General features: G+C 51.6%; 24 protein-coding genes. 20 read left to right on the top strand and 4 right to left on the bottom strand.

Annotated features, from left to right (window positions below; all coding sequences use genetic code 11):
- Window positions 1-1,259 precede the first annotated feature (1,259 nt).
- The 10 genes from T433_RS0110240 (at window position 1,260) to T433_RS0110195 (ending at window position 13,214) form a co-directional block, all read left to right on the top strand.
- Window positions 1,260-4,847: a cadherin repeat domain-containing protein gene (locus tag T433_RS0110240; RefSeq protein WP_155808472.1), complete on the top strand. Its 3,588-nt coding sequence runs from the start codon at window positions 1,260-1,262 to the stop codon at window positions 4,845-4,847.
- A 194-nt stretch (window positions 4,848-5,041) separates the two neighbouring features.
- Window positions 5,042-5,518 (top strand): arginine repressor, encoded by a 477-nt coding sequence (locus tag T433_RS0110235; protein WP_027455727.1) that lies wholly within the window; start codon window positions 5,042-5,044, stop codon window positions 5,516-5,518.
- A gap of 3 nt (window positions 5,519-5,521) precedes the next feature.
- Window positions 5,522-6,151 carry a GNAT family N-acetyltransferase gene (locus T433_RS0110230; RefSeq protein WP_027450599.1) on the top strand — a complete coding sequence of 210 codons (630 nt, stop codon included), beginning with the start codon at window positions 5,522-5,524 and terminating at the stop codon, window positions 6,149-6,151.
- Window positions 6,152-6,176: 25 nt separating this feature from the next.
- The gene (locus tag T433_RS0110225; protein WP_027455726.1) at window positions 6,177-7,385 is read left to right on the top strand and encodes an argininosuccinate synthase; all 1,209 of its coding nucleotides are present in this window, start codon (window positions 6,177-6,179) and stop codon (window positions 7,383-7,385) included.
- Window positions 7,386-7,520: 135 nt separating this feature from the next.
- The gene (locus T433_RS0110220; protein WP_027455725.1) at window positions 7,521-7,889 is read left to right on the top strand and encodes an endonuclease domain-containing protein; all 369 of its coding nucleotides are present in this window, start codon (window positions 7,521-7,523) and stop codon (window positions 7,887-7,889) included.
- The gene (gene argC, locus T433_RS0110215) at window positions 7,882-8,919 is read left to right on the top strand and encodes an N-acetyl-gamma-glutamyl-phosphate reductase (RefSeq protein WP_248616512.1); all 1,038 of its coding nucleotides are present in this window, start codon (window positions 7,882-7,884) and stop codon (window positions 8,917-8,919) included. The genes T433_RS0110220 and argC overlap by 8 nt, the downstream gene beginning before the upstream one ends.
- A 24-nt stretch (window positions 8,920-8,943) precedes the next feature.
- Window positions 8,944-10,071 (top strand): aspartate aminotransferase family protein, encoded by a 1,128-nt coding sequence (locus T433_RS0110210; protein WP_027455723.1) that lies wholly within the window; start codon window positions 8,944-8,946, stop codon window positions 10,069-10,071.
- Window positions 10,068-10,838 (top strand): pyrroline-5-carboxylate reductase family protein, encoded by a 771-nt coding sequence (locus T433_RS0110205; protein ID WP_027455722.1) that lies wholly within the window; start codon window positions 10,068-10,070, stop codon window positions 10,836-10,838. Before T433_RS0110210 ends, T433_RS0110205 begins: the two co-directional genes overlap by 4 nt.
- A 119-nt stretch (window positions 10,839-10,957) precedes the next feature.
- The gene (locus T433_RS0110200; RefSeq protein ID WP_027455721.1) at window positions 10,958-11,515 is read left to right on the top strand and encodes a helix-turn-helix domain-containing protein; all 558 of its coding nucleotides are present in this window, start codon (window positions 10,958-10,960) and stop codon (window positions 11,513-11,515) included.
- A 31-nt stretch (window positions 11,516-11,546) separates the two neighbouring features.
- A complete protein-coding gene (locus T433_RS0110195) occupies window positions 11,547-13,214 on the top strand; it encodes an AMP-binding protein (protein WP_027450606.1) in 1,668 nt (555 codons plus the stop codon).
- Window positions 13,215-13,259: 45 nt separating this feature from the next.
- On the opposite strand, the gene T433_RS0110190 is transcribed toward T433_RS0110195, so the two are convergent.
- Window positions 13,260-14,663 (bottom strand): alanine/glycine:cation symporter family protein, encoded by a 1,404-nt coding sequence (locus T433_RS0110190; protein ID WP_044109685.1) that lies wholly within the window; start codon window positions 14,661-14,663, stop codon window positions 13,260-13,262.
- 108 nt (window positions 14,664-14,771) lie between these two features.
- Between T433_RS0110190 and proB the strand changes: the two genes are divergently transcribed.
- From proB to T433_RS0110155, 7 genes are all read left to right on the top strand, one after another.
- Window positions 14,772-15,551: a glutamate 5-kinase gene (proB, locus tag T433_RS0110185; RefSeq protein WP_027450608.1), complete on the top strand. Its 780-nt coding sequence runs from the start codon at window positions 14,772-14,774 to the stop codon at window positions 15,549-15,551.
- The gene (locus tag T433_RS0110180; protein WP_027455719.1) at window positions 15,538-16,725 is read left to right on the top strand and encodes a glutamate-5-semialdehyde dehydrogenase; all 1,188 of its coding nucleotides are present in this window, start codon (window positions 15,538-15,540) and stop codon (window positions 16,723-16,725) included. The genes proB and T433_RS0110180 overlap by 14 nt, the downstream gene beginning before the upstream one ends.
- A 337-nt stretch (window positions 16,726-17,062) precedes the next feature.
- Complete coding sequence (locus T433_RS0110175) at window positions 17,063-17,410, top strand: P-II family nitrogen regulator (RefSeq protein WP_027450610.1); 348 nt, start codon at window positions 17,063-17,065, stop codon at window positions 17,408-17,410.
- A gap of 20 nt (window positions 17,411-17,430) precedes the next feature.
- Complete coding sequence (locus T433_RS0110170; RefSeq protein ID WP_027455718.1) at window positions 17,431-18,684, top strand: ammonium transporter; 1,254 nt, start codon at window positions 17,431-17,433, stop codon at window positions 18,682-18,684.
- Between the two features lie 135 nt (window positions 18,685-18,819).
- Window positions 18,820-19,524, top strand: coding sequence for a hypothetical protein (locus T433_RS0110165; protein WP_027450612.1), 705 nt, complete (start codon window positions 18,820-18,822; stop codon window positions 19,522-19,524).
- A gap of 120 nt (window positions 19,525-19,644) precedes the next feature.
- Window positions 19,645-20,610 carry a Rossmann-fold NAD(P)-binding domain-containing protein gene (locus tag T433_RS0110160; RefSeq protein ID WP_027455717.1) on the top strand — a complete coding sequence of 322 codons (966 nt, stop codon included), beginning with the start codon at window positions 19,645-19,647 and terminating at the stop codon, window positions 20,608-20,610.
- An 8-nt stretch (window positions 20,611-20,618) separates the two neighbouring features.
- On the top strand, window positions 20,619-21,611 hold the full coding sequence (locus T433_RS0110155; protein WP_027450614.1) for a TerC family protein: 993 nt from the start codon (window positions 20,619-20,621) through the stop codon (window positions 21,609-21,611).
- Between the two features lie 87 nt (window positions 21,612-21,698).
- On the opposite strand, the gene radC is transcribed toward T433_RS0110155, so the two are convergent.
- The 3 genes from radC to efp are packed head-to-tail and all read right to left on the bottom strand — an operon-like array spanning window position 21,699 to window position 23,977.
- Entirely contained in the window at window positions 21,699-22,388 is a 690-nt protein-coding gene (radC, locus tag T433_RS0110150) for a RadC family protein (protein WP_027455716.1), read from the bottom strand.
- Window positions 22,385-23,377, bottom strand: a complete 993-nt coding sequence (locus tag T433_RS0110145; RefSeq protein ID WP_027455715.1) for a glycosyltransferase family 2 protein — start codon at window positions 23,375-23,377, stop codon at window positions 22,385-22,387. Before T433_RS0110145 ends, radC begins: the two co-directional genes overlap by 4 nt.
- Window positions 23,378-23,410: 33 nt before the next feature.
- Window positions 23,411-23,977, bottom strand: a complete 567-nt coding sequence (gene efp / locus T433_RS0110140) for an elongation factor P (RefSeq protein ID WP_027450623.1) — start codon at window positions 23,975-23,977, stop codon at window positions 23,411-23,413.
- Window positions 23,978-24,159: 182 nt separating this feature from the next.
- On the opposite strand from efp, the gene rpmH reads away from it, so the two are divergent.
- The 3 genes from rpmH (at window position 24,160) to T433_RS0110125 (ending at window position 26,213) form a co-directional block, all read left to right on the top strand.
- Window positions 24,160-24,315 (top strand): 50S ribosomal protein L34, encoded by a 156-nt coding sequence (gene rpmH, locus T433_RS0110135; protein WP_027450624.1) that lies wholly within the window; start codon window positions 24,160-24,162, stop codon window positions 24,313-24,315.
- A gap of 137 nt (window positions 24,316-24,452) precedes the next feature.
- Window positions 24,453-25,121, top strand: a complete 669-nt coding sequence (locus tag T433_RS0110130) for a PASTA domain-containing protein (protein ID WP_027450625.1) — start codon at window positions 24,453-24,455, stop codon at window positions 25,119-25,121.
- Window positions 25,122-25,142: 21 nt separating this feature from the next.
- Complete coding sequence (locus tag T433_RS0110125; protein ID WP_081778454.1) at window positions 25,143-26,213, top strand: RluA family pseudouridine synthase; 1,071 nt, start codon at window positions 25,143-25,145, stop codon at window positions 26,211-26,213.
- Window positions 26,214-26,217: the final 4 nt, after the last annotated feature.

The raw sequence follows: 26,217 nt of genomic DNA, 5'->3' as shown, positions 1-26,217 counted from the left end.
TTCATCCTGAGCCAGGATCAAACTCTTCATTGTATAATGTTTGTATCTTTTGATCGCCGCTCCCCTATATAATAAAGGAGGACTATCTATTATCTGTTTCAGAATGACTATCCAAAAAGTATCAAGTCTATCAACCTATTTTAAAATATGATTGACGGTTCGTTACTGTTACCCAAGTGCCTTTCAATTAAGATTAGCACTCGCTTCTTGTACTACTTCTCTGTCTATGTAAATCTTTCAAAGAACTCTTTCTTGTTTTGCTTGTGAGGAGGTGTTCCTCGTAAGCGGATGCAAAGGTACGGCTTTTTTCGGAACCACCAAAACTTTTTCGAGAAAAATTTGAGAAATAATGCATTTTTTATGTTTGTCTTGATATACATCAATGCACCATTACTATGTTCTCCTTATTAATATTATGCGCGTGCGAGGAAAAGGGGACCCCCTCCTGACCTCCCCAAGGGGGAGGAATAAAAGCTCCACCAAAGGTCACGAGAGCCTCTCCTGGCCTCCACGAGGGGAGGGAAAAGCTGAAAATTGAAGATTTTGCGCCCCTCGCCTTCGGAGAGGGGTTGGGGGTGAGGCCCTCACTTTTGCTGTTTTGCCCCGCAATAGTTTTGGTTTTGCGATGCAATACTGGCGCTTTTGACTTGCAATTCGGTAAGTTTTGATCTTTATCTAGGGGCTAGACGACGCAGTTCTAGGGGCTAGATGAAGTGATTCCAGGGGCTAGATGAGATCATTCTAGGGGCTAGACGTGAGCATTCTAGAGTCTAGATGCATCCGTTCTAAAGTCTGGATGCACCCAATCTAGAGTCTAGATGCGACTGTTCTAGACTCTAGATTGGGAGCAAAAGTGCCACTATTGCGACTCAAAAGGGCCACTATTGCGACTCAAAAGGGGCACTATTGCATTTCGATAGTGGCACTATAAGATTGTGATAGTGGCTGAATAAGGAAGCGAAGGGGGTACTTTTTTGGGGAAAAAGGATGATAGTCTTAACGAAAGGAGAAAGCGATGCTACATACCATGATAAGTGTAAAAGTAATATTTTTTATCGTTTTTTTCTCAAAAAAGTTTGCACGTATTAATAAATATTGTATCTTTGCACCGGATTTACTATAATCCATCAACTAGTTTACAAAACTATCATAAACGACTGACTATACTACAAACAACAATTCCTACGACTAACAACGTACACTATAAAACTATAAACAACTAATTATACAACTCATTTATTAACTAACATTTACTAATTATGACCAAAACATTACGTTTATCATTGCTCAGTTTGTTTGCTGTGCTTTGTGGTACGATGTTTGCGAGTGAAGTCACCGACGAGTTGACCGTTGCCGCATTCTCTGAAATCACAGGTAATAGCTATGCTGACTTTACGGGCAAAACATTCACATCTGACGCCGTTTATGCTGGACAGATGGCAACAAACAACAGTACCTGCATCCAGTTGCGCACAAAAAACAGCAACGCAGGAATTATCACCACAGCTACTGGTGGTAAAGTTAAATCTGTGACCATAGAATTCAATTCTGCTACCACAGACCGTTCTATAAGCATCTATGGTAGCAACACTGCCTACACCGCTGCCACAGAGCTGTACGACGAAGGCACTCAGGGTACACTTCTGGGAGAGATTGCTGCAAATGCAGAAAGCAAAACTATCACCATAAGTGGCGACTACGCATTCGTGGGTTTCCGTTCAAAGGACGGAGCTATTTACATCGACAAGATTACCATCGTATGGGAAAACGGAAAAACTCCTCAGCCCGCTGCCAACTACTACGTTGTTGGTAACATGACCAACTGGGGTGTAAATGACGCCTACAAGATGACCCTCAACAAGAAGGCTGAAGTAGAGGAGTACGTTTACACCATGGCTCTGACCACCGCAAGCCAGTTCAAGGTTGTAAAGCAGGACGGTGCGAACCAGATATGGTTCCCCGACGGCATGGGTAACAACTATGGCGAGAATGGTGAAATTACCGCTGATGGCAACTACAAGATTTCTTTCCGCCCCAATGGCCAAGATGGTTGGTTCTACGACTACATCAATATAGAAACTTACGTAGAGAGCGAACTGATGAAGGAAGCCAAGACACTGGCTGCCGATGCCGATGCTGTGGCTGTTGGCAAGTTGATTGATGCTATTGGTGCCGCTCAGGCAAGTGGCGACGAGACCGAATTGCTGGCTGCAGTTAATCAGTTTAAGGCTGACAATGCAGGAAGCGAACTTGACGTTACATCAAAGGTTGGTACCGGTACAGACAAATGGGTAAATGCCCAGAATTGTGCTGCTGGAGAATTCAAGCCTTACCTTGGAAACGGCATCAATCTCATCCAGGTATTCGGTGTGACTGGTGTAGGTGATGTCCTCACACAGGAAGTTGAAGTTGAAAATGGTATCTACAACATTAGCTTGTATGCTACCTCACACAACGCATGGAATGGCAAGTATGGCGCAAACGCAGCTGGTGCTCCTAACCTACAGGAAGATGCTGACGACGTGGCTTATGTATTCGCAAAATCTGGAGAGAACACTCAACAGACATGGATTACTGCCCGTAGAAATAGTGGGCTTGTTGAAACTGAGCCAGTGGCCTACTCAATCAACGGCATTGAGGTTGCTGACGGAAAACTGACCTTCGGTTTGGCTTTGGCTAAGGCTGCTATGACTGAATGGCACTCTATCCAAATCAAGAGTTTGAGTAAGGTTACCACTGCTAAGGCTAAATTCGCAGCTATCAAAGCTCTGTTGAATGACGAGATTACCGCTGCTAAGGCGCTGGTAGGTACCGAGGGCTTGGATGCATTCAACACTGCTATTGGCAATGCCGAGACTGCTCTGAACGACAATCACCTGAACATCGCAGAAATGGAAGATGCCATTGAGGCCTTGAAGAAGGCAGAGAAAGCCTTCGTTTGGGCTCAGTACACTGTGGAGAATCCATCTCCCGAAATCCTTGTAAACGGCTCATGCGATACACAGAACGAGGGCTGGACACTGAACAACATGCAGTATCAGCAGAACAATGAGCGTCCTACTCGCTATATTGAGAAGTGGGTTGGCGCCGGCAACGACGGACATCTGCCTGACGTTTCTACCAAGCAGATCTTCAAGGATATGCCCGCTGGTGCATACGTATTGAAAGGCACTGCCAATGCACTGCAGCAGGATCATGCTGACTGGACTATTACCGGTGCATCTCTCTACGTAAACGATGCTATTGTTGCTGTAAGCGGCACATGGAAAGAGTATCAGATTGTTTACAACCACGAGGCCGAGGGTGACATCGAGGTTGGCTTCAAGACCGAAAGCACCAATGCCAACTGGGTTGGTATCGACCAACTGTCACTCGTTTACTATGGCGACTACGCTGCATACATCATTGCTGCTCCTAGAAAAGACTATCAAGCTGCTTTGGCCGAAGCTCAGGCTGCCCTGGAAGCAGAGAAGAACGTAACAGGTTCTGAGAAGACCGCTCTGGAGGCAGAAGTTGCAAAGGCTGAGCCTACAACCGCTGAAGGATACGAGGCTGCTACAAGCGACCTGAAGGCTGCTACCAAGACCTTCACCGATGCAGCTCCCAACTACAACTACTTGGCCGCTGCCAATGCTGCAATCGTAGATCTGCCCTATGCTAACGCAGAGAAGAAGCCTGAGGCTAAGACTGCAGACAATGCTACTGCCGCTAAGCAGGCTGGCGACGAACTGTACGCAGCACTGCGCACCTACTACGAGTCTAACGCTGCTGCTGAGGGCAAGGCAGGTGCTACTGATGTAACTGAACTGATCACCAACGCTGCTGCTAACGACGGTATCAACGGCTGGACCGCCACCAACGGTGAAGGTTCTACCGGCAGTATCAAAATCTTAAGCAACGAGCCATGGACTAGTGCCGATGGTAGCGCTACCCACAACTATTTCGACGGTGGCGCTTGGGATAAAGAGGCATGGGACGTTTCATTCACTCAGGATGTAACCCTGGAGCCTGGTAAATATCTGCTCTCTGCCATCTCACGCGCTTCTGCCGACGTTGAACTGAAGCTCTTCGCTGGTACAGATAGCGTGAAGACAGCCAGCATCGGTGCCGCAGGTGGTCTGTTCAACCGCGGTTGGAACATCCACAACGTTGAGTTCGAGGTTACTGAGGCTGGTGCCGTAACAATCGGTATTCGCGGTGTGACCAGCGTGCTCCACAACTGGATGTCATTCTCTGACTTCCGCCTGGTAAAGCTGGAGCAGCCCAAGCAGGGCACTACCTATAATGGTTATATTGCCATCGCCACCTGTCCTGTTGCCACACCTGGAACCCAGGTACCTGGCACCGCAATCGCAACTGCAGAACAGGCTGTGACTATCGCTGAGGCTGGAGAGAACAGCGTGGAAATCACCTTCTCTGGATTCAACATGCAGATACCACCTACAACAAGCTTTGAGAACCTGACTCTTGCAGCTAATACAACACTTGATGAGAATGGCATCAAATTCAGCTCAGAGCCAACGAATGTAACCTTCGATGGCGGCGGTATGATGGCGATTAACTACTCTGCTACTGTTGAGGGTAGTCAGGCAACTGCCGAGGCAACACCCGAACTGGTGCTGACCATGAAACAAGCTACCATCACAACCATCGTCTTTGCTGAAACAGCAGAGAAGGCTAAGAGCCTGTTGGAGAGCGAACTGCAGAAAGCAGCTGATGCTGCCGGCATACAGAACGTGAATGCCAACAACGAGAAACAGACCATCTTCAACCTGAACGGCCAGAAGCTGAACAAGGTGCAGAAGGGCCTGAACATCGTGAACGGCAAGAAGGTGCTTCGCAAGTAATCGCACGATAACTTGGCACCCGCCAAGTCATCTATAAACAGCAAAGAGCGGCTCCGCCATGGTGGTGCCGCTCTTTTATTTATGCAGTTTATTTCCAATTATGCAAATAAATACACTTTTATTTGGTTATATACAAGAAAATATGTAATTTTGCACCGCGTTAGTGAATAAATATACTTCTTAACACAAAAACAATGAAAGAAAAAGACTACCGTTTGGAAGCACTGAGACTCATCATTTCAAGTCAACAACTTGGAAATCAGGCAGAACTGCGTGAGGCCCTGAGGAAGGAAGGTTTCAACCTGACCCAGGCCACACTGAGCCGTGACCTTAAGCAACTGAAGGTGGCCAAAGCATCGACCATCAATGGTGACTATGTTTACGTGCTGCCCAACGAGACGATGTATAAGCGCGTGACCACACCCACCACCGCCCGAGAGATGATGGAGATTCCCGGATTTGTGAACATCCACTTCTCTGGCAACATGGGCGTCATCAAGACGCGTCCGGGCTATGCCAGCGCCATTGCATGGAACATAGACTGTGCCAACATCACCAGCATACTGGGAACCATTGCTGGCGATGACACAATATTTATTGTGATAAAAGAAGGAACATCCCAGCGTGCACTGATCAACGCGCTGAGCGAGGTGGTTCCGAACATAAAATAAAACATGGAAACAAGTAAAGACATCAAGGTGATGGTGGCAGGCCCCGAGCACGAGGTTTATGTGGACACCATCTTAGAGACTATAGCTGAAGCTGCTAAGGTGAGAGGCACTGGCATCGCCAAGCGCACACATGAGTATGTGGCGAAGAAGATGCAGGAAGCCAAGGCCGTGATTGCGCTGCGCGAGAGCGATGGGCGCTTCGCTGGTTTCAGCTACATCGAGACATGGGGCAACAAGCAGTATGTGACCACTTCGGGTCTGATTGTTCACCCCGACTTTCGCGGCCTGGGACTGGCTAAGCGCATCAAAGACCTGACGTTTACGCTGGCACGCACACGCTGGCCACACGCCAAGATCTTCTCGCTGACCAGCGGCGCTGCCGTGATGGCTATGAACACACAGTTGGGCTATAAGCCCGTGACCTTTGCCGAACTGACCGACGACGAATCCTTCTGGAAGGGATGCGAAGGTTGCATCAACGTGGACGTGCTGCACCGCACGGGGCGCAAGTACTGCATCTGCACGGGCATGCTGTTCGATCCCACCGAGCAACTGCCTGCCAAACTGACGCCACAGACCATTGCGCGCATCAAACAACTAGAAGAGATTGAAGAGCACAGCTCGCAAAACTAACTAAAGAAATGAAGGGACTTTAAGCATGGAACAGAAGAAGAAAAAAGTAGTAGTAGCATTCAGTGGTGGTCTGGACACATCATACAACGTGATGTACCTGACCAAGGAAATGGGTTATGAGGTGTATGCCGCATGTGCAAACACCGGTGGTTTCTCGGCAGAACAGCTGAAGAGAAACGAGGAGAACGCCTATAAATTGGGCGCGAAGGCTTACGTTACGCTCGATGTAACACAGGAATACTACGCCAAGTCTTTGAAATATATGATATTCGGCAACGTGCTGCGCAACAACTGCTACCCTATCTCGGTGAGCTCGGAGCGCATCTTCCAGGCCATCGCCATCGCACGCTATGCCAAGGAGATTGGTGCTGACGCCATCGCACACGGCTCTACCGGTGCCGGCAACGACCAGATCCGCTTCGACATGACCTTCCTGGTGATGGCACCGGGCGTGGAGATTATCACACTGACACGCGACCGCAACCTGACTCGTAAGGAGGAGGTAGATTATCTGAATGCTAATGGCTACTTCGCCGACTTCACCAAACTGAAGTACTCGTACAACGTAGGTATCTGGGGCACCAGCATCTGCGGCGGCGAACTGCTCGACCCCACACAGGGTCTGCCCGAAGAGGCTTACCTAAAGCACGTGACGGCTGCCGAGAAAGAGGCTACGCTGAAGATCACCTTCGACAAGGGTGAGATCGTGGCTGTGAACGGCGAGCAGTTTGACGATAAGATCAAGGCTATCCAGAAGATTGAGGAGATTGGTGCCTCGTATGCCATCGGTCGCGATGCCAACGTGGGCGACACGATCATCGGCATCAAGGGCCGCGTAGGTTTCGAGGCTGCTGCACCTAAGCTGATTATCGAGGCTCACCGTCTGCTGGAGAAGTCAACACTGTCTAAGTGGCAGCAGTACTGGAAGGACCAGGTGGCCAACTGGTATGGCATGTTCCTGCACGAGAGTCAGTACCTGGAGCCCGTGATGCCCGACATCGAGGCTATGCTGACCAGCAGTCAGCGCAACGTGACGGGTACGGCCATCCTGAAGCTCCGCCCCTACGGCTTCGAGACCGTGGGCATCGACTCGGACAACGACCTGACCAAGAGCAAGCTGGGCGAATATGGTGAGACCCAGACCGGCTGGACTGCCGATGAGGCAAAGGGCTTCATCAAGGTGTCGAGCACACCGCTGCGCGTGTATTATGGGATCCATCCGAATGAGAGGTAAGAGACCCACCCCCGTGCCCCTCCCTGTGAGGGAGGGGAGTTTATAGAGACCCACCCCCGTACCCCTCCCTGTGAGGGAGGGGAGTTTATTGATAGATGGGGGGGGAGAAGTTTATATTATAAATATAATAATGGTATGGGGTATAAGACGGCTGCTCCGGACAGATATGGGCTGCTCAAGGCTTGGGCCAGAGAGAACAGGAAGAATGCCACGACTGCAGAGATGGTGCTTTGGGAGTTTCTCCGCGATAAACAATTAGGAGTAAAATTTCTACGTCAGCACGTTATCGGGGATTATATCGCAGACTTTGTTTCAACCGAAAAGGGTCTTATTATTGAAGTTGATGGTGGATATCACACCGAACCACATCAACAAGAAAACGACAAAATGCGAGAGGACACTTTGGAACAAATGGGATATCACTTCCTCAGGTTTTCCAATGAAGAAGTTCTCTTTAATACTGAACAGGTAGTACAACAAATAGAGAATTATTTCAATGAATAAAGAAATAAGCAACGGCATAAAAGTAACCTCTCCCCTCCCTCACAGGGAGGGGCATGGGGGTGGGTCCCTCCGTGTGGGCATCCTAGGCGCCGCCGGCTACACTGGCGGTGAACTGATTCGCCTGCTGCTGAACCACCCGGAGGCAGAGATTGTGTTTGCAAATTCGGAGAGTAATGCGGGGAATCTGATCAGCGATGTGCACGAAGGACTCATCGGCGAGACTGATTTGAAGTTCACTGACCAAATGCCTTTTGACCAGGTGGACGTGGTGTTCTTCTGCTTCGGACACGGCAAGAGCGAACAGTTCTTGAAAGAACATACAATACCGGCCAACGTGAAGATCATCGATCTGGCACAGGACTTCCGCATCAAGGGCGACCACGACTACGTGTATGGTCTGCCCGAGATCAACAAGACCGAGATTGCACAGGCTCAGCACCTGGCTAACCCCGGCTGCTTCGCCACCGCCATTCAGGTGGCTCTGTTGCCTGCCGCCCACATGAACCTGCTGAAAGAGGATGTGGCCGTGAATGCCATCACGGGTTCTACCGGTGCCGGACAGAAGCCTGGTGCCACCACTCACTTCTCGTGGCGCAACAACAACCTGAGCATCTACAAGCCTTTCCAGCATCAGCACATCGCCGAGATACGTCAGAGCCTGAAGCAGGTGCAGGGCTATCTGGATGCCGACATCGACTTCATCCCCTATCGCGGCGACTTTGCCCGTGGCATCTTCTGCACGGCCGTGATCAAGACATCGGTCCCCGTGGAGGATATCATCGAGGCCTATAAGGACTTCTATCAGGATGCTGCCTTCACCCACTACACCGACAAGGCCATCGACCTGAAGCAGGTGGTGAACACCAACAAGGCACTGGTGCACGTGGAGAAATATGGCAACAAGCTGCTGGTCACCTCGGCCATCGACAACCTGCTGAAGGGTGCTGTGGGGCAGGCTGTGCAAAACATGAACATCATGTTCGGCATCGACGAGATGGCCGGACTGAAACTGAAGGCATCTGCTTTCTAACCAACATAAAAGAAAGGAAACAATATGAAACTATTCGACGTCTATCCACTATTCGATGTCAACATCGTCAAGGGAGAAGGTTGCAAGGTATGGGACGAGAAGGGACAGGAATACCTGGACCTGTATGGCGGTCATGCCGTCATCTCGATAGGTCATGCACACCCCCATTATATTAAAAAGGTGTCAGAGCAACTTCAGAAGTTGGGCTTCTACTCAAACTCGGTGCACAACAACCTGCAGGTGGAGCTGGCCGAGAAGCTGGGCAAGCTGTCGGGCTATGAGGACTACCAGCTGTTTCTGGTGAACAGCGGTGCCGAGGCCAACGAGAACGCCCTGAAGCTGGCATCATTTAAGACGGGCAACACCCGCGTGCTGTCGGCCCATAAGGCTTTCCACGGTCGTACGTCGCTGGCTGTAGAGGTGACCAACAACCCCAAGATTGTGGCACCTATCAACGACAACCACCACGCTAAGTTCCTGCCCCTGGACGACATCGAGGGCTGGGTGCGCGAGATGGTGAAAGGCGGTGTGGCTGCAGCCATCCTGGAATGTATCCAGGGCGTGGGCGGCATCCGCATGGCAACACCTGAGTTTGCCCAGAGTCTGGCTTATGCCTGCAAGCGATTCGGTGCAGTGCTGATATGCGACGAGATTCAGTGTGGCTATGGCCGTAGCGGTAAGTTCTTTGCACACCAGTGGCTGGACATCAAACCCGACATCATCACCGTGGCCAAGGGTATTGGCAATGGTTTCCCCATGTCGGGCGTGCTGATCTCGCCTGAGTTCAAGCCTCAGTTCGGACAGCTGGGCACCACGTTCGGTGGCAACCACCTGGCTTGTTCGGCAGCATTGGCTGTGCTCGACGTGATTGAGCAGGAAGACCTGATCGAGAACGCCCGTGTGACTGGCGACTACCTGATGGAGAAGCTTCGCTCACTGAACCACCCCATGATTAAAGAGGTGCGCGGTCGCGGTCTGATGATTGGCATCGAGCTGAACGAGCCTCAGAAGCCCGTACGCGAGCGTCTGGTTTACGAGCAGCATGTGTTCACAGGCTGTTCGGGCGAGAACGTGCTGCGCTTGCTGCCACCACTGACCTTCAGTAAGGATATGGCCGACGAATTCATTATACGTTTAGAGAAAGCATTATGAAAATAGCAGTTATAGGTGCTGGCGCCATGGGTGGCGCCACCGTAGAAGGCATGATAAAGGCCGACTACTTCGACAATAAGAACATTACCGTGAGCGACCCCTCAGAGGCCGTACTGAATAAATTCTCGGCACAGGGCATCAACGTGACCACCGACAATGCGAAGGCTGCAGCCGAGGCCGACGTGGTGATGGTGTTTGTAAAGCCTTGGCTTGTGGAGCAGGTGCTGAAAGGCATCGCCCCCTCACTGACGGCAGAGAAGATTCTGGTAGTCATCGCCGCCGGTGTGCCCTCAGCAAAGATACAGGAGTGGATTGGCATCGACATGCCTTTGTTCCTCTGCATCCCCAACATCGCTATTGCTGAGCTGGCCTCGATGACCTTCCTGGTGGCTGCTGCTGGCGACGCCTCGCACACCAAGACCGTGAAGGACATCTTCGACGCCATGGGCAACACGCTGATGACCGACGAGCAGCACCTGGCTGCAGGCACTACACTGGCCTCTTGCGGCATTGCCTATGCCATGCGCTACATCCGCGCTGCCTCGGAAGGTGGTGTGGAGCTGGGCTTCAAGGCCGACCATGCAAAGGAGATCGTGATGCAGACCATGCTGGGCGCCGTGAAACTGCTACAGGCCAACGGCATGCACCCCGAGGCTGCCATCGACTTGGTGACCACGCCTGGCGGACTGACCATCAAGGGCCTCAACGAGATGGAGCATGCTGGATTCACATCGGCCGTGATTCGTGGATTGAAAGCAGGAGTTTGAGTCCCCTAAGTTAGGGGACAACAGGGGTCTGAACAAGCGCAGACCTCCATAACAACATAATAAAGGGACTGATAAACGCTTGTTCAGACCCCCATCCCCCTAACTTAGGGGGCTTATATATGGACGAACAACTAAAACAGATTGGTGAGCGTCTGCGCGGACTGCGCGACGTGCTTGACATTCCCGTCAGCGAGATGGCCGAGACCATTGGCATCGACACAGCAAAATACGAAAAGATAGAGAAGGGCGAGATGGATATTACCATTTCAAACCTGATGAAGATTGCCCATAAGTATGGCGTATCTACCGAGGAGCTGATCTTTGCCGAGGCTCCCCACATGACCTCATACTACGTGACACGTAAGGGACAGGGCATGAGCATTGAGCGCACGAAGGCTTATAAATACCAGTCGCTGGTAGGCGGTTTTGTGGGTCACAAGGCCGACGTCTTCGTGGTCACCGTGGAGCCCAAGCCCGGTGCACGCACCATCTACAAGAACAGTCACCCCGGACAGGAGTTCAACCTGGTGCTGGAGGGCAAGATGGAACTGTATATTGCCGGCAAGACCATCATTCTGGAAGAGGGTGACAGCATCTACTTTGATGCAACAAAGCCTCACGGCATGCTGGCCGTTGGCGACAAAGCAGTAAAATTCCTGGCATTCACAGTAGAATAAGAGGAAGGAAAACACAAAACGCAAAAGAAATATGGTAGAGAGATTTTTAAAGCAAACTCACTTTGAGTCTGTAGAGGATTACAATAAAAACTTAGAGTTCATCATACCCGAGCACTTCAACTTTGCCTACGACGTGATGGACGCATGGGCTGCAGAGGCGCCCAACAAACTGGCACTGCTGTGGACCAACGACCAGGGCGAAGAGATTCGCGCCACATATGCCGACCTGAAAGAGCAGAGCGACCAGGCTGCCAGCTATCTGCAGTCGCTGGGCATCGGCAAGGGCGACCCCGTGATGCTGATACTGAAGCGCCGCTATGAGTGGTGGATTGTGATGCTGGCACTGTGTAAGATTGGTGCCGTGGTGATTCCCGCCACCCACATGCTGACCAAGCACGACATTGTGTATCGCAACACCCGCGCTTCGATCAAGTCGATCATCTGCGTGGACGATCCTTATGTCTGCGAACAGATTCGTCTGGCTATGCCCGAGAGTCCTTCTGTGAAGGAATACATCACCATCACCGATCACGGCAAACCCATCCCCGAAGGCTTCCGCGACTACCAGTCGGAGGTGGTGAAGGCGCCTAAGTTCGAGCGTCCGGCCTTCGTCAACAACAACGAGGACACGATGATCATGTACTTCACCAGCGGTACCAGCGGCGAACCAAAGATGGTGGCACACGACTACCTCTACGCCATGGGCCATCTGACAACAGGTGTGTTCTGGCACAACCTGCACGAAGGCTCGCTCCACCTGACTGTAGCTGACACGGGCTGGGGCAAGGCCGTATGGGGCAAGTTCTACGGACAGTGGTTTGCTGGCGCTACGGTCTTCGTGTTCGACCACGAGAAGTTCAATGCCGACACGCTGTTGCGCCAGATGGAGAAATACAAGGTGACCAGTTTCTGTGCACCTCCCACCATCTACCGCTTCATGATTCGCGAGGACCTGTCGAAGTATGACCTCAGCTCATTGCAATACTGCACCACCGCAGGCGAAGCACTGAACCCCGCAGTATATGATAAGTTCTACGAGAAGACGGGCATCCGCATGATGGAAGGCTTCGGTCAGACGGAGACCACGATGACTCTGGGTACCTTCCCCTGGATGACGCCGAAACCTGGTTCAATGGGTATTCCCAATGCTCAGTACAACATCGACTTGCTGCGTGCCGATGGCACACCATGTGAGGACGGTGAAAAGGGCGAGATTGTGGTTCGCGTAGGCGACAAGAAGCCTGTGGGACTGTTCAAGGGTTACTACCGCGATGAGGAGAAGACCCGCGAGGCGTGGCACGACGGTATCTATCACACGGGCGACATGGCATGGCGCGATGAGGACGGCTACTACTGGTTTGAGGGACGTATCGACGACGTCATCAAGTCGAGTGGTTACCGCATTGGTCCGTTCGAGGTAGAGAGCGCCCTGATGACCCACCCCGCCGTGGTTGAGTGTGCCATCACCGGTGTGCCCGACGATATCCGCGGTATGGTGGTAAAGGCCACCGTGGTGCTGGGCAAGGAATGGAAGGACAAGGCTGGCGACGACCTGGTGAAGGAGTTGCAACAGCACGTCAAGAAGGAGACCGCTCCCTACAAATATCCCCGTATCGTGGAGTTTGTGGATGAGTTGCCCAAGACCATCTCTGGTAAGATACGCCGCGTAGAGATCAGAAAGAAAGACGCTGAGAAATAACAGTAACCATCAATAAAAATGGGAACCATCGCGGTTCCCATTTTTTTATTCCCAACACTCGAGTTCGTGTTCCAACTCAGGAATCTGACTGCGGTGGAACACCGGTTCCTTGATGCCGCGTCGCTTCTGACTGCGATAGTCATCGAGGAGGCGGAACACGTAGCGGCCGAGCAGAACAATGGCCACGAGGTTGCAAAACGTCAGGAAGGCCATAAAGAAATCAACGATGTTCCATACCAGTTCGAAACTGGCCAGGGCACCGAAGATCACCATCACACCACCTGAGAAAATGCGATAGAGGGCCATCACCTTGGTATCGTTCGTGATGAAACGGATATTGGCTTCACCATAATAATAATTACCGATGATACTGGAGAAGGCAAACAGGAAGATGGCTACCGCCACAAAGACAGGACCTGCGCTGCCCACCTCCGACTGCAGAGCCGACTGCGTCAGGGCAATGCCATTCAGTTCGGGGTCGCGATAAAGACCACTGATCAGTATGATAAAAGCGGTGCACGAGCATACCAGCAGCGTGTCGGTGAACACACCCAGCGCCTGTATCAGTCCTTGCTTGACGGGATGGCTCGTGGCTGCCGTGGCTGCCACATTAGGTGCACTACCCTCACCGGCCTCGTTGGAAAAGAGGCCTCGCTTGACACCATACATAATCGTGGCTCCGATACCACCGCCAGCTACCTGATGAATGCCAAAGGCATCCGACAGTATCACCTTCATAACAACGGGAATCTTCTCAATATTGGCCAGAATGATAAAGACAGCCAAGGCCACATAGCCAATGGCCATCACTGGAACCAAGACCGAACTGACCTTTGCAATGCGCTGGATGCCACCAAAGACAATGAGCAAGGCCATCAACGACAAGGCAAGACCGACCCAAACGGGCGACCATCCGAAGGCTTCCTGCATGGCGCCACAGATGGTATTGGACTGTATGGAATTGTTGGAAAGGCCAAACTGACACGTGATCAGCACGGCAAAGGTGATGGCCATCCACCGCTGATGCAGACCGCGCTGGATATAATAGGCCGGTCCGCCTATAAAAGAGTCTTTGTGTTTTTGCTTGAACAACTGGGCCAGTGTTGATTCCACGAAAGCCGTGGCCGATCCGACGAGTGCTATCACCCACATCCAGAACACGGCACCGGGGCCACCAATGGCAATGGCAGAGGCCACACCGGCCAGGTTGCCCGTACCTACACGTGTGGCCACCGACACGGCAAAGGCCTGAAAAGAAGAAATATGCTTCACGCCACGCGTCGTATCGACAGCAGATTCGGTGAGCAGGCGTATCATCTCGCCCAGCATGCGAAACTGCACAAAACGCGTGCGCCACGTGAACCACAATCCACAGCCCACCAGGGCACCTATCAACACATAAGTCCAAAGGGCATCGTTAACCTGAGTGATCAGCTGATTTATATCCATTAGAATTTTACGTATTTGCTTATTTTTTCCGTTTTAGGCTGCAAAATTACAAATATTATTCGTAAATTTGCAGCAGATTGTTATTTTTATTGAGAAAAAGGATACACAATGAAGAGAAGAATCGTTATCAAAGTGGGATCGAACGCCCTGACACGCACCGATGGGCGCCTCGACGTGACACGCATGTCGGCACTGGTGGACCAGATAGCCTGGCTGCGACAGCAGGACTTCGAGGTGATACTGGTATCGTCGGGAGCCGTGGCCTGTGGACGTCGAGAGCTGAAGGCCACCCACGAGCTGGACTCAGTGGAGCAGCGCCAGTTGTTTTCGGCATTAGGACAAGCCAAGCTGATAGGTCTGTACTACGACCTGTTTCGCGAATACCATATTCATGTAGGACAGGTGCTGACGATGAAAGAGAACTTCAGCCCAGGCGAACAGTACAAGAACCAGCAGGCCTGTATGCGCGTGATGCTGGAGAACGGCGTGCTGCCTATTGTCAACGAGAACGACACCGTGAGCGTCACCGAGCTGATGTTCACCGATAACGATGAACTATCTGGCCTCATCGCCCAGATGATGGAGGCAGACACACTGATTCTGCTGTCTAACATCGACGGCATCTACACCGGCAACCCCGCAGACCCACAGTCGCAACTGATCAAGGAGGTGGCTCCAGGCAGCGACCTCTCGCAGTATATCCAGACGGAGAAGAGCTCGGCCGGACGCGGCGGTATGCAGTCGAAATATGCCACGGCATCAAAGATTCAGGCTGCAGGCATACGCGTGATCATTGCCAATGGCAAGCGCGACAATGTCCTCATCAACCTCATAGAAGATCCAATCCACACCCCTCACACAGAATTCTTAGTACATGCAACTCACTGATACTTTCAAACGCGTGAAGCAAGCCAGCAAACGACTGAGCCTGCTCACCGACGAACAACGTAACGAGATATTGCTGGCCGTCAGCCAGGCCATCATGCAACAGCAGCAGCGCATCCTCGATGCCAACGCTCAGGACCTGGCCAAGATGGAGAAGACGAACCCGCTCTACGACCGTCTGCAACTGACGGAGAGCCGCCTGGAGGGCATTGCTGCCGACATGCGCAATGTGGCCTCGCTGCCATCACCACTGGGACATGTGACCAAAGCGAAGACGTTGCCCAACGGACTGCGTCTGTGCCGTGTGTCTGTGCCTTTCGGCGTGATTGGCATGATCTATGAGGCGCGCCCTAACGTGACGTTCGATGTGTTTTCACTTTGTTTCAAGAGTGGTAATGCCTGCGTGCTGAAAGGCGGCAAGGATGCCGACTGCAGCAACCGCGAAGAGGTGGCTCTGATCCACGAAGTGCTGGAGCAGCAAGGCATCTCGAAGGATGTGGTGGCGCTGCTGCCTGCCACCCACGAGGCTACTGGCGAGATGCTCAACGCCGTGGGTTACATAGACCTGTGCATACCGCGCGGCGGACGCAAGCTCATCGACTTTGTGCGCGACACAGCTCGTGTGCCGGTGATTGAGACGGGTGCCGGCGTGGTACACACGTACTTTGACAAGGAGGGTGACTTGGAGATGGGCCGCAATATTATATGTAATGCCAAGACACGGCGCGTCAGCGTATGCAATGCACTCGACACACTACTTGTCCACAAGGACCGTGAGGCCGACATCCCCCAACTGCTGGCTCCAATGCAGGGGAAGGTGACCTTCTACTATAACGATGAGAGTCTGTACGACACGGAGTTCATGGACTACAAAATGAATGTCGTCACCGTAGCCTCACTGGAAGAGGCACTGGCACACATCGACCAGCACGGCAGCGGACACAGCGAGAGCATCATCACCATGAACGAACAGACCGCCCGCATCTTCCAGTCGCACGTGGATGCCGCCTGTGTCTATTGGAATGCACCGACCTCGTTCACCGATGGTGCCCAGTTTGGACTAGGCGCAGAGATAGGCATCTCGACCCAGAAACTCGGTCCACGCGGCCCCATGGCCCTGGAAGAGATCACCACCTATAAGTGGTTGATTGAAGGTGAAGGACAAGTGAGAGCGTGAGGATACCCCCACCTAACCTCCCCGAGGGGAGGAACTTTTAGGCGCTAAATGCCGCTTTTGCCAAGCAAAACGCCGTGAATAGAAACCCTATTCACGGCGTTTTACTGTATCATACAACAAACTATAAGTAATAATCGCAAAATAATAACAAATCGAAAGTAGTTTTAATTGTTTTGCTTTCGGTTTGCAACAGAATATTAAAACGAAGATTCAATTTGAATAAAAGAACGTGAAGATTCTGTCAAAATGGATTAATTTTGCACCCGAAAGCTTTCATATTGTAATCCCTGAAAGCGGGGACTAGTTATTAACTAATAAGGTAAAAAAGAATTGAGTTATGAAAAGGATTGAAGCAATTATCCGCAAGACGAAGTTCGACGACGTGAAAGAGGCGCTGCTACAATCGGACATTGACTGGTTTGAGTACCACAACGTGCACGGCATCGGTCAAAGTCGAGAGGAGCGCATCTACCGCGGCGTACAGTATTCAACAGACGTGATTGAGCGCGTAGCACTGACCATTGTTTGTCGCGACCAATTCGTAGCCCCCACAGTCAAGGTGATTCTGCAGGTAGCTCACACAGGAGAAGTGGGCGATGGGCGCATCTTCGTCAGCGAAGTACTAGACACATGGAGCATCCGTACAGGCGAGAACGGCGACACGGTGCTGAGAGATAAGAAATAAAAAAGAAGGAGATTACAACTATGAACGAAATTGCTTTTTCACTTGATACCGTATGGATGCTATTGGCAGCCATGTTAGTATTCTGGATGCAACCAGGTTTTGCGCTGTGCGAAGCGGGTTTTACACGAGGTAAGAACACAGCAAATATATTGATGAAGAACTTTGTGGACTTTATGTTCGGTTCACTGCTGTTCTTCTTCCTAGGCTTTGGATTTATGTTTGGCAGCGACGGTGCTGGCTTTATCGGTATGCCCAACTGGGGCGACCTGTCTTTCTACAGTGGCGATCTGCCCGTAGAGGGATTCCTGATTTTCGAGACCGTGTTCTGCGCCACCTCAGCCACCATCGTTAGTGGTGCCATGGCCGAGCGCACCAAGTTCTCTATGTACTTGATCTACAGCGCTGTGATTTCACTCTTCATCTATCCCATCGAAGGTCACTGGACATGGGGTGGCGGCTGGCTGTGCAGCGATGCTGCCGACGGCTTTATGATGAGCGTCTTTGGCGATGTGTTCCATGACTTTGCAGGTTCTGCCATCGTACACAGCGTAGGTGGTGTGCTGGCTCTGATTGGTGCCCTCGCACTGGGTCCCCGCATTGGTAAGTACACCAAGGAAGGCATGAGCCGTGCTATCCCCGGTCACAACCTAGCTATGGCTGCTCTGGGTGTCTTCATCCTTTGGTTGGGATGGTTTGGCTTCAACCCCGGTTCTCAGCTGGCTGCCAGTGGTGAGGTGAACCGTGTAGCTATCTCACATGTATTCCTGACCACCAACCTGGCTGCTGTTGCCGGTGGTATGAGCACGATGTTCCTGACCTGGTTTAAGTATGGCAAGCCCTCACTCTCACTGACACTGAACGGCGTACTGGCCGGTTTGGTAGGTATCACTGCTGGTTGCGACCTGGTATCACCCATGGGCGCAGTAGTCATCGGTCTGGTATGCGGTCTTGTCCTGGTTTATGCCATCGAGTTTATTGATCACAAGCTTCACATCGACGATCCCGTAGGTGCTTCATCTGTACACGGTGTTTGCGGTATTCTCGGCACAGTGATGACCGGTTTGTTCTCTACCACCAACGGTCTGTTCTACGGTTACGGATTCGGTTTCCTGGGTGCACAGGTATTCGGTGTACTGGTGATCGACCTCTGGGCAGCTGCCTGCGGCGTAGCCCTGTTCTACGGCATCAAGAAGTTGCACGGTCTGCGCGTGAATGCCCGCATCGAGGAAGAAGGTCTGGACATCTACGAGCACGGAGAGTGCTGCTATAACTAATGCTATAGATACTATAGAAACTATAGGTACTATAGCCACCATAGAAAACAGAAGTTAAGAAGTACAACCAACGCAAAACTAAAAAAGCCAATAGGCTATAATCAACATTAATCAACCCACAAAATAGATTCTATTATGAAGAAACTGATGATATTAGCAATGGGTATGATGCTCAGCAGCACCACCTTTGCACAGGACGAAGTTGAAACAACAGTTAGTAGTGACATCGTGAGCAGCTATATCTGGCGTGGTCTGGATCTGGGAGGTGTATCGGTACAGCCCACACTGGGCGTCGGCTACAAGGGTTTGTCGCTGACAGCTTGGGGCAACGTAGGACTGGCCGAGCCCAACGACACCAAGGAGTTCGACCTGACACTGGGCTACACGCTGGGCAACCTGAACATCGGCATCACCGACTACTGGTTTAATAGTGGACTAGACCCACAGAACAGATACTTAAGATATGACGCCCACAGCACAAACCACCTGTTTGAGGCCAACATCGGCTATGACTTCGGTGTAGCCTCGGTACAGTGGTTCACCAACTTTGCGGGCAACGACGGAGCGAACAAGGACGGCGACAGAGCCTACAGCAGCTATCTGGAGTTTGTTGTACCATTTAAGATTGCCTCGGTTGACTGGACAGCTACAGCAGGTGCCGTACCTTTCGCTACCTCATTTTATGAGACTTCTGGGTTTGCCATTACTAACCTCTCCCTACGTGCGACAAAAGCGATTGCCGTGACCAATTCATTTACGATTCCTGTGTTTGCCCAGGTCACGACCAATCCATGTAGCCAGAAAGCGTATCTGGCATTTGGAATAACGTTACAGCCATAAGGAAACAGAACGTTTCTTTATTATTCTTTACGATTATTTGGTGCTGACGAAATTATTTAGTAATTTTGCCAGCACTTTTTATATTATTAAGGTACACGCATAAGAACGAAACAAAGAACGATGAAAAGCTTTATTAACGTACAGGACATCGGCCCTCTGGAGAAGGCAATGGCCGAGGCATTTGAAATTAAGAACGACCGTTTTAAGTATCAGCATCTGGGCAAAAACAAGACCCTGATGATGATATTCTTCAATAATAGTCTGCGCACTCGACTCTCTACACAAAAGGCTGCCATGAACCTGGGCATGAACGTGATTGTGCTCGATGTGAACGCAGGTGCATGGAAACTGGAAACCGAGCGTGGCGTCATCATGGATGGCGACAAGAGCGAGCACCTGCTGGAGGCCATCCCCGTGATGGGATGCTACTGCGACGTGATTGGTGTACGCTCGTTTGCTGGTCTGACAGACCGCGAGTACGACTATGCCGAGACGGTGCTGCACCAGTTTATCAAATACAGCGGCAAGCCCGTGTTTGCTATGGAGACCGCTACAGTGCATCCGCTGCAGGCTTTTGCCGACCTCATCACCATCGAGGAACACAAAACAGTGAAGAAGCCAAAGGTGGTTCTGACCTGGGCGCCTCACTGCCGTGCTTTGCCTCAGGCCGTGCCCAACTCGTTTGCTGAGTGGATGAATGCGGCCGATGATGTAGATCTTGTCATCACCCACCCCAAGGGCTATGAGCTGGATCCTAAGTTCGTGGGCAATGCCCGTGTGGAGTATGACCAGAAGAAAGCTTTCGATGGTGCAGACTTCATCTATGCCAAGAACTGGAGTAACCCTGGCGTGACCAACCCCGCCGACTATGGTAAGATTACCTGCGAGGACCGCTCGTGGACGGTAGATACCGAGCACATGTCGTGGACCAACAACGGTAAGTTCATGCACTGTCTGCCCGTGCGCCGCAACCTGATTGTCACCGACGATGTCATCGAGAGTCCCAACTCGCTGGTCATCCCCGAGGCAGCCAACCGCGAGATCAGTTGTTCGGTGGTACTGAAACGAATACTTGAATCATTATAAAAAATACAATGGAGATACTACCCCTTTGGGCGTGGATTGTGTTCTACGTTCTCGTATTTATCATGCTGATTGCCGACCTGAAGATGTTCGGCAAGAAAGGAGAGCATGAAGTAAGCATCAAAGAAGCACTGAAGATGACCGCCATCTGGATTGGCGTGTCACTGGTCTTCTGTGCAGGCATCTATCTGTTTTATCCGGTGGATGCTCATGAGAAAGCAACAGAGTTTCTGGCAGGTTATCTGATAGAGAAATCGCTATCGATGGACAACCTGTTTGTGTTCTTGATGCTTTTCTCGTTCTTTGGCGTAGAGCGCAAATACCAGCATGAGGTGCTCTTCTGGGGTATCTTCGGCGCATTGGTGCTGCGCAGCATCTTTATCTTTGCCGGTGCAGCCATGGTAGAACGGTTCGAATGGGTGCTGGGCCTCTTCGGCTTGTTCCTGCTCTATACAGGTGGAAAGATGTTCTCTCACAGCGACGAACAGCAAAGCGACCCATCGCAAAACATTGTGGTAAGAGTGTTTAAGAAGTTCTTCCCCGTGACCACCCAGATGCACGGCGATAAGTTCTTTATCAAAGAAGGCGCTAAAAGACTGGCCACACCGCTCTTCATCACCCTGCTGGTCATCGAGACCACCGATGTAGCCTTCGCCGTCGATTCCATCCCTGCCGTCTTCTCCGTCAGCCGCGATCCGTTCATCGTACTGACCTCCAACATCTTTGCCATCCTCGGACTGCGTGCCCTCTATTTCGCACTGGCAGCCGTGGCCCAATATTTCACTTATCTGAAATACGGTCTTGGCATCATCCTTATCTTTGTTGGTGTAAAGATGTTGCTTGCCATGAACGAATACATCAATCAGTTGGCAGCATGGGCAGGCTTGGAGCTCAACATGCCCCACATCGAAGTGCCCACCGTTTGGTCGCTGGCATTCATCTTCGGCGTGCTGGTACTGTCGATGGCAGGCAGTTACATCACCAAACGCGCATCACGCTCATAAGTCGTATTGAATCCTATATCGCCGCCAAGTTGGCGAACTACAAAACGAACCATCTTCCATGGTTCGTTTTTTTCTTTCTACCAAAAACTACAGCCTACCCTCTTCACGGTAAGAATAGTAGATGCCGTCGGCCACGATGACGTGGTCGGCAAAATGGATGCGCATCAGCTGACAAGCCTTACGAATGCTCTCCGTCAGTGCGTCGTCCTGTCGGCTGGGACGGATGCTCCCACTGGGATGATTATGACAGACCGCCATGATGGTGGCATTCGACAAGACAGCCTCGCGCATGATGATGCGGATATCCACACTCACCTCGCTGATACCGCCATGAGCAATGCGTACCTTCTTGATGAGACGGTAGTTCTGGTTCATCAGCAACACCCAGAACTCCTCCACATCCAAATCCTGCATCACGGGATGCATGTGGTTATAGATAAGAGTTGCCGTACCTAGGTCTGGCCGTTCCTCGGCCGTCTCCAGCTGTCGGCGCTTGCCCAGTTCGCAGGCTGCCATGATGGTGATGGCCTTTGCCGGTCCGATGCCCTTGAACTGGCACAGATCGTTGATGGACTTCTTGCCCAGCGTGTTCAGGTTGTTGTTGCACTCATTGAGTATGCGCTTCATCAGCGACACCGCATCCTCCTCAGGCGATCCTGAGCCAACAAGGATAGCCAGCAGTTCGGCATCACTCAGCGCCTGAGCCCCCAACCGCTCCATCTTTTCGCGTGGACGGTCTTCTTCAGCCCATTGGGTAATGTTCAGTTTATGGATCATTTATAGAATGTCTCTTCAAAAGCAGAGAACTCGCTTCTTTTCAGCACACAGCGCTTCCACCACGACTCTATGAATCCCATGCCGTAGCCCATCAGTTGGACGAAAGCCGCAGGAATGCTCAGCAGCCCCACGTGCAGACTTTTATGAAGGACGGTTGAATCCACGCAGAGGAGCAACGCATAAAGCAATAGTGGCAGCAGCGACCACCCGCAGGTGAACGGCGCCAAGAGCAGCAGGCCGAAGACACCAACGGTGAATACCGTGGGCAGCAGATGCACCAGTTTCATCGTGCCGGGATGCCTCTTCTCCAAGTTCACACGTGCAATGCCACTGTTGTAAACCTGGCGGAAGAACTTCCGGAAATCTGTACGACGCTTATGCCACACCCAGGCGGCGGGCAGCAGTCGCGTTTTAAATCCCGCCTCCACGATGCGATACGAGAAGTCGATATCCTCGCCAAAGCGCATCTTAGAAAAGCCCTCCAACTGCTGGTACACCTCACGACGGATGCCCATGTTGTAGGAGCGCGGAAAGAATTTGTCAAGTTTAGTTTTTCCACCACGGATGCCTCCGGTGGTGAAGAAGGACGTCATCGAATAGGATATGGCCTTCTGTACAGGTGTAAACGACGGATGAGCGGCATCGGGGCCACCCCATGCATCGCAGTCGTGCTGCGCCAGCGCGTCGTCCACAGCTTTCAGGTAGCCATCAGGCAGCACCACATCGCTATCCAAGACTATCAACCAGTCGCCATGAGCACGCGCCGCACCGTAGTTGCGACTCTGCCCCGGCCCGCTGTTGTCCTTGTAGTAATAAAACAAATCAAGGATGCCTGCGTACTTGTCGCAGACATCCTTGCATGGTTTCTTCGATCCGTCTTCAACGATGATAACCTCAAAGTCCTTTACCTCCTGATGGCAGAGACTCTCCAGGAGTTCTTCTACTTCATCAGGACGATTGAAGACCGGAACGATGATAGAATATTTCAATTGTCAATTCTTAATTATCAATTGTCAATTGGATTACTCCTTAGCACGAGCCAGGTAAGAACCGTCGCGGGTATCTACCTGAATCAGGTCGCCCTCGTTGATGAACAGAGGAACGCGCACCTCAACACCAGTCTCCAGCGTAGCGGGCTTCAGAGTGTTGGTAGCGGTGTCACCCTTGATACCGGGCTCAGAGTGAGTCACGCGGAGGATAGTCTTCACAGGCATCTCAGCATAGAGGATAGTACCATCGGTGGTGTCAGAAACAACCTCCACGATGTCGCTCTCCTTCATGTACTCGTGACCGATTACCAGCTCGTTGTCGATGGGAATCTGCTCGAAGGTCTCCTGGTTCATGAAGATACGACCAGAGTTGTCCTCGTAGAGATACTGATAAGGACGACGCTCGATGATGACGTCCTCCAGTTTTTCACCGATGTTGAAACGACGCTCCAACACGCGACCATCACTAACGTTCTTCAGCTTGATGATCATGATGGTGTTTCCCTTACCTGGCTTGCGATGCTGGAAATCGATGCAAACCCAAATGCTACCGTCCATACGAATGGCGGTGCCTTTCTTAATGTCTTGTGAGTTAATCATAAAAATTATAATGTATAATATTAATTTCCGGGTGCAAAGTTACGAAAAAAAGTGAAAAGTGAAAAGTGAAAAGTGAAAAAATTAGCATTTAACTTGCGTAATTAAAAAGATTTATGTAATTTTGCAGCCCAAATCGAGACGATTTCGAGAAAATAAATACTAATAAATAAAGATTCATTGCAATGAAAAGAACATTTCAACCCCACAACCGTCGCCGCGTGAACAAGCATGGTTTCCGTGAGCGCATGGCCACAAAGAATGGACGTCGCGTGCTCGCTTCACGTCGCGCCAAGGGCCGTAAGAAGTTGACCGTTTCTGACGAGAACCACGGAAAATAAATTCCGCTTGTCATAAACAGATAGCTAAAATGGGATGAACCGAGAGGTTTCATCCCATTTATTTTTTCATTTTACTTGCAAGATTCGTAGAATCTTTTTATCTTTGCATTCAAATCAAGAGTACAGAACACATAGAAATGAATTTCAAAGAAATAAAAGAAAAACTCAAAGCACCTATCATCTGGGGCAACCTACTGGCAGTCTTTATCACCATCATTGCGCTATTCATTGCGCTGATCTGCTGGCTGGATTCCTATACGCACCATGGTGACGGCATCGAGATGCCCGACCTCTATGGTGTCAACTACCAGAAAGCGCAGAGCGACCTGGAGGAAGAAGGTCTGATATTGGTGGTCAACGACTCCAGCTACAACAAGGCGCTGCCCAGCGGTTGCATCCTGACACAGCAACCCGAGAAGGGCATGATGGTCAAGCAGGGACGCATCGTCTATGTGACCATCAACTCGCTGACCATGCCCCGCGTGGCCATCCCCGACCTGATAGACAATAGCAGCTACCGCGAAGCAGAGGCCAAGCTCTCGGCACTCGACTTCAAGATGCTGCCTCCCAAACTGATTGACGGCGAGAAAGACTGGGTCTATGGCATCCAGCTGGATGGTCGCAACCTCTCGGCAGGCGACATGGTGGCCAAAGAGTCGCAACTGGTACTCGTCATCGGCAATGGCGCCATTGGCGACCGCGATGACATGGGCGGTTGGGGCAGCGCCGACAGCACGGGCGCCAAGTCATCGGGCAACGGTGCTTCCAACGACGACGTAGATGATTTCCTGGAAGTGTTTGAATAAACAAAGCATAGCACATTGAACATAGATAACTACATCAACGAAGACGAGGAACTTGACCTTCTGGAAGGTGAGAACGAAGTGACCGACGATCAGCAGCTTTACGAGCACATGCGCTTGGAAGTTGACCGCGGACAAGTTCCTCTACGAATCGATAAATACCTCACAGAGCATACCCAGCATTCCAGCCGCAATCGCATTCAGCAAGCGGCTGATGCTGGTTTTTTGTTTGTCAACGACCGACCTGTCAAGAGCAACTACAAGGTGCGTTCGGGCGACATCATCACCCTGATGCTCAACAGACCCCATTACGACACTACCATCGAACCCGAGGAGATTCCTCTGGACGTACGCTACGAGGACGACGACCTGATGGTCATCCACAAGCCTGCCGGCATGGTGGTGCATCCCGGTTGCGGCAATTTCCATGGCACACTGGTCAACGCCATCGCCTGGCATCTGCGCAACCTGCCCTCCTACGACCCTAACGATCCGCAGGTGGGACTGGTGCACCGCATCGACAAGGACACCAGCGGTCTGCTGGTGGTGGCCAAGACGCCCGAGGCGAAGTCACATCTCGGCAAGCAGTTCTTCAACCACGACACCCACCGCTCGTACAACGCGCTGGTATGGGGCAACTTCGTGGAAGACGAGGGACGCATCGAAGGCAACATCGGTCGTGATCCGAAGGACCGCCAGCGCATGGCTGTCTTTCCACCCGACTCAGAGATCGGCAAGCCCGCCGTCACCCACTATCGTGTGCTGGAGCGCTATGGCTACACCACGCTGGTGGAGTGCCGCCTAGAGACGGGTCGCACCCACCAGATTCGTGCCCACATGAAGCACATCGGTCATCCGCTGTTCTCCGACGAGCGCTATGGCGGTTGCGAGATCCTGCGTGGCGAGCGCACTGCCTCCTACAAGGCATTCATTGCCAACTGTTTCAAGCTCTGTCCGCGCCAGGCCCTGCATGCCCGCACCCTGGGCTTCGTGCATCCCCGCACCGGTGAGCAGATGGACTTCACCAGCGACTGGCCCGAGGACCTGACGGCAGTGATAGAGAAATGGAGAGGAAGATTAAAAAATAACCAATAATACA

Origin of the sequence: Xylanibacter brevis ATCC 19188 (genome assembly GCF_000621725.1) — a bacterium.
Classification (GTDB): Bacteria; Bacteroidota; Bacteroidia; order Bacteroidales; family Bacteroidaceae; genus Prevotella; species Prevotella brevis.
Note: the sequence above shows the minus strand (reverse complement) of the source record. Positions and strands in the feature narration are given on the sequence as shown.

Excerpts from the sequence above, each read along its gene's own strand:
- T433_RS0110240 (WP_155808472.1), top strand. The coding sequence starts at position 1,260 with ATGACCAAAACATTACGTTTATCATTGCTCAGTTTGTTTGCTGTGCTT.
- T433_RS0110235 (WP_027455727.1), top strand. The coding sequence starts at position 5,042 with ATGAAAGAAAAAGACTACCGTTTGGAAGCACTGAGACTCATCATTTCA.
- T433_RS0110230 (WP_027450599.1), top strand. The coding sequence starts at position 5,522 with ATGGAAACAAGTAAAGACATCAAGGTGATGGTGGCAGGCCCCGAGCAC.
- T433_RS0110225 (WP_027455726.1), top strand. The coding sequence starts at position 6,177 with ATGGAACAGAAGAAGAAAAAAGTAGTAGTAGCATTCAGTGGTGGTCTG.
- T433_RS0110220 (WP_027455725.1), top strand. The coding sequence starts at position 7,521 with ATGGGGTATAAGACGGCTGCTCCGGACAGATATGGGCTGCTCAAGGCT.
- argC (WP_248616512.1), top strand. The coding sequence starts at position 7,882 with ATGAATAAAGAAATAAGCAACGGCATAAAAGTAACCTCTCCCCTCCCT.
- T433_RS0110210 (WP_027455723.1), top strand. The coding sequence starts at position 8,944 with ATGAAACTATTCGACGTCTATCCACTATTCGATGTCAACATCGTCAAG.
- T433_RS0110205 (WP_027455722.1), top strand. The coding sequence starts at position 10,068 with ATGAAAATAGCAGTTATAGGTGCTGGCGCCATGGGTGGCGCCACCGTA.
- T433_RS0110200 (WP_027455721.1), top strand. The coding sequence starts at position 10,958 with ATGGACGAACAACTAAAACAGATTGGTGAGCGTCTGCGCGGACTGCGC.
- T433_RS0110195 (WP_027450606.1), top strand. The coding sequence starts at position 11,547 with ATGGTAGAGAGATTTTTAAAGCAAACTCACTTTGAGTCTGTAGAGGAT.
- T433_RS0110190 (WP_044109685.1), bottom strand. The coding sequence starts at position 14,663 with ATGGATATAAATCAGCTGATCACTCAGGTTAACGATGCCCTTTGGACT.
- proB (WP_027450608.1), top strand. The coding sequence starts at position 14,772 with ATGAAGAGAAGAATCGTTATCAAAGTGGGATCGAACGCCCTGACACGC.
- T433_RS0110180 (WP_027455719.1), top strand. The coding sequence starts at position 15,538 with ATGCAACTCACTGATACTTTCAAACGCGTGAAGCAAGCCAGCAAACGA.
- T433_RS0110175 (WP_027450610.1), top strand. The coding sequence starts at position 17,063 with ATGAAAAGGATTGAAGCAATTATCCGCAAGACGAAGTTCGACGACGTG.
- T433_RS0110170 (WP_027455718.1), top strand. The coding sequence starts at position 17,431 with ATGAACGAAATTGCTTTTTCACTTGATACCGTATGGATGCTATTGGCA.
- T433_RS0110165 (WP_027450612.1), top strand. The coding sequence starts at position 18,820 with ATGAAGAAACTGATGATATTAGCAATGGGTATGATGCTCAGCAGCACC.
- T433_RS0110160 (WP_027455717.1), top strand. The coding sequence starts at position 19,645 with ATGAAAAGCTTTATTAACGTACAGGACATCGGCCCTCTGGAGAAGGCA.
- T433_RS0110155 (WP_027450614.1), top strand. The coding sequence starts at position 20,619 with ATGGAGATACTACCCCTTTGGGCGTGGATTGTGTTCTACGTTCTCGTA.
- radC (WP_027455716.1), bottom strand. The coding sequence starts at position 22,388 with ATGATCCATAAACTGAACATTACCCAATGGGCTGAAGAAGACCGTCCA.
- efp (WP_027450623.1), bottom strand. The coding sequence starts at position 23,977 with ATGATTAACTCACAAGACATTAAGAAAGGCACCGCCATTCGTATGGAC.
- rpmH (WP_027450624.1), top strand. The coding sequence starts at position 24,160 with ATGAAAAGAACATTTCAACCCCACAACCGTCGCCGCGTGAACAAGCAT.
- T433_RS0110130 (WP_027450625.1), top strand. The coding sequence starts at position 24,453 with ATGAATTTCAAAGAAATAAAAGAAAAACTCAAAGCACCTATCATCTGG.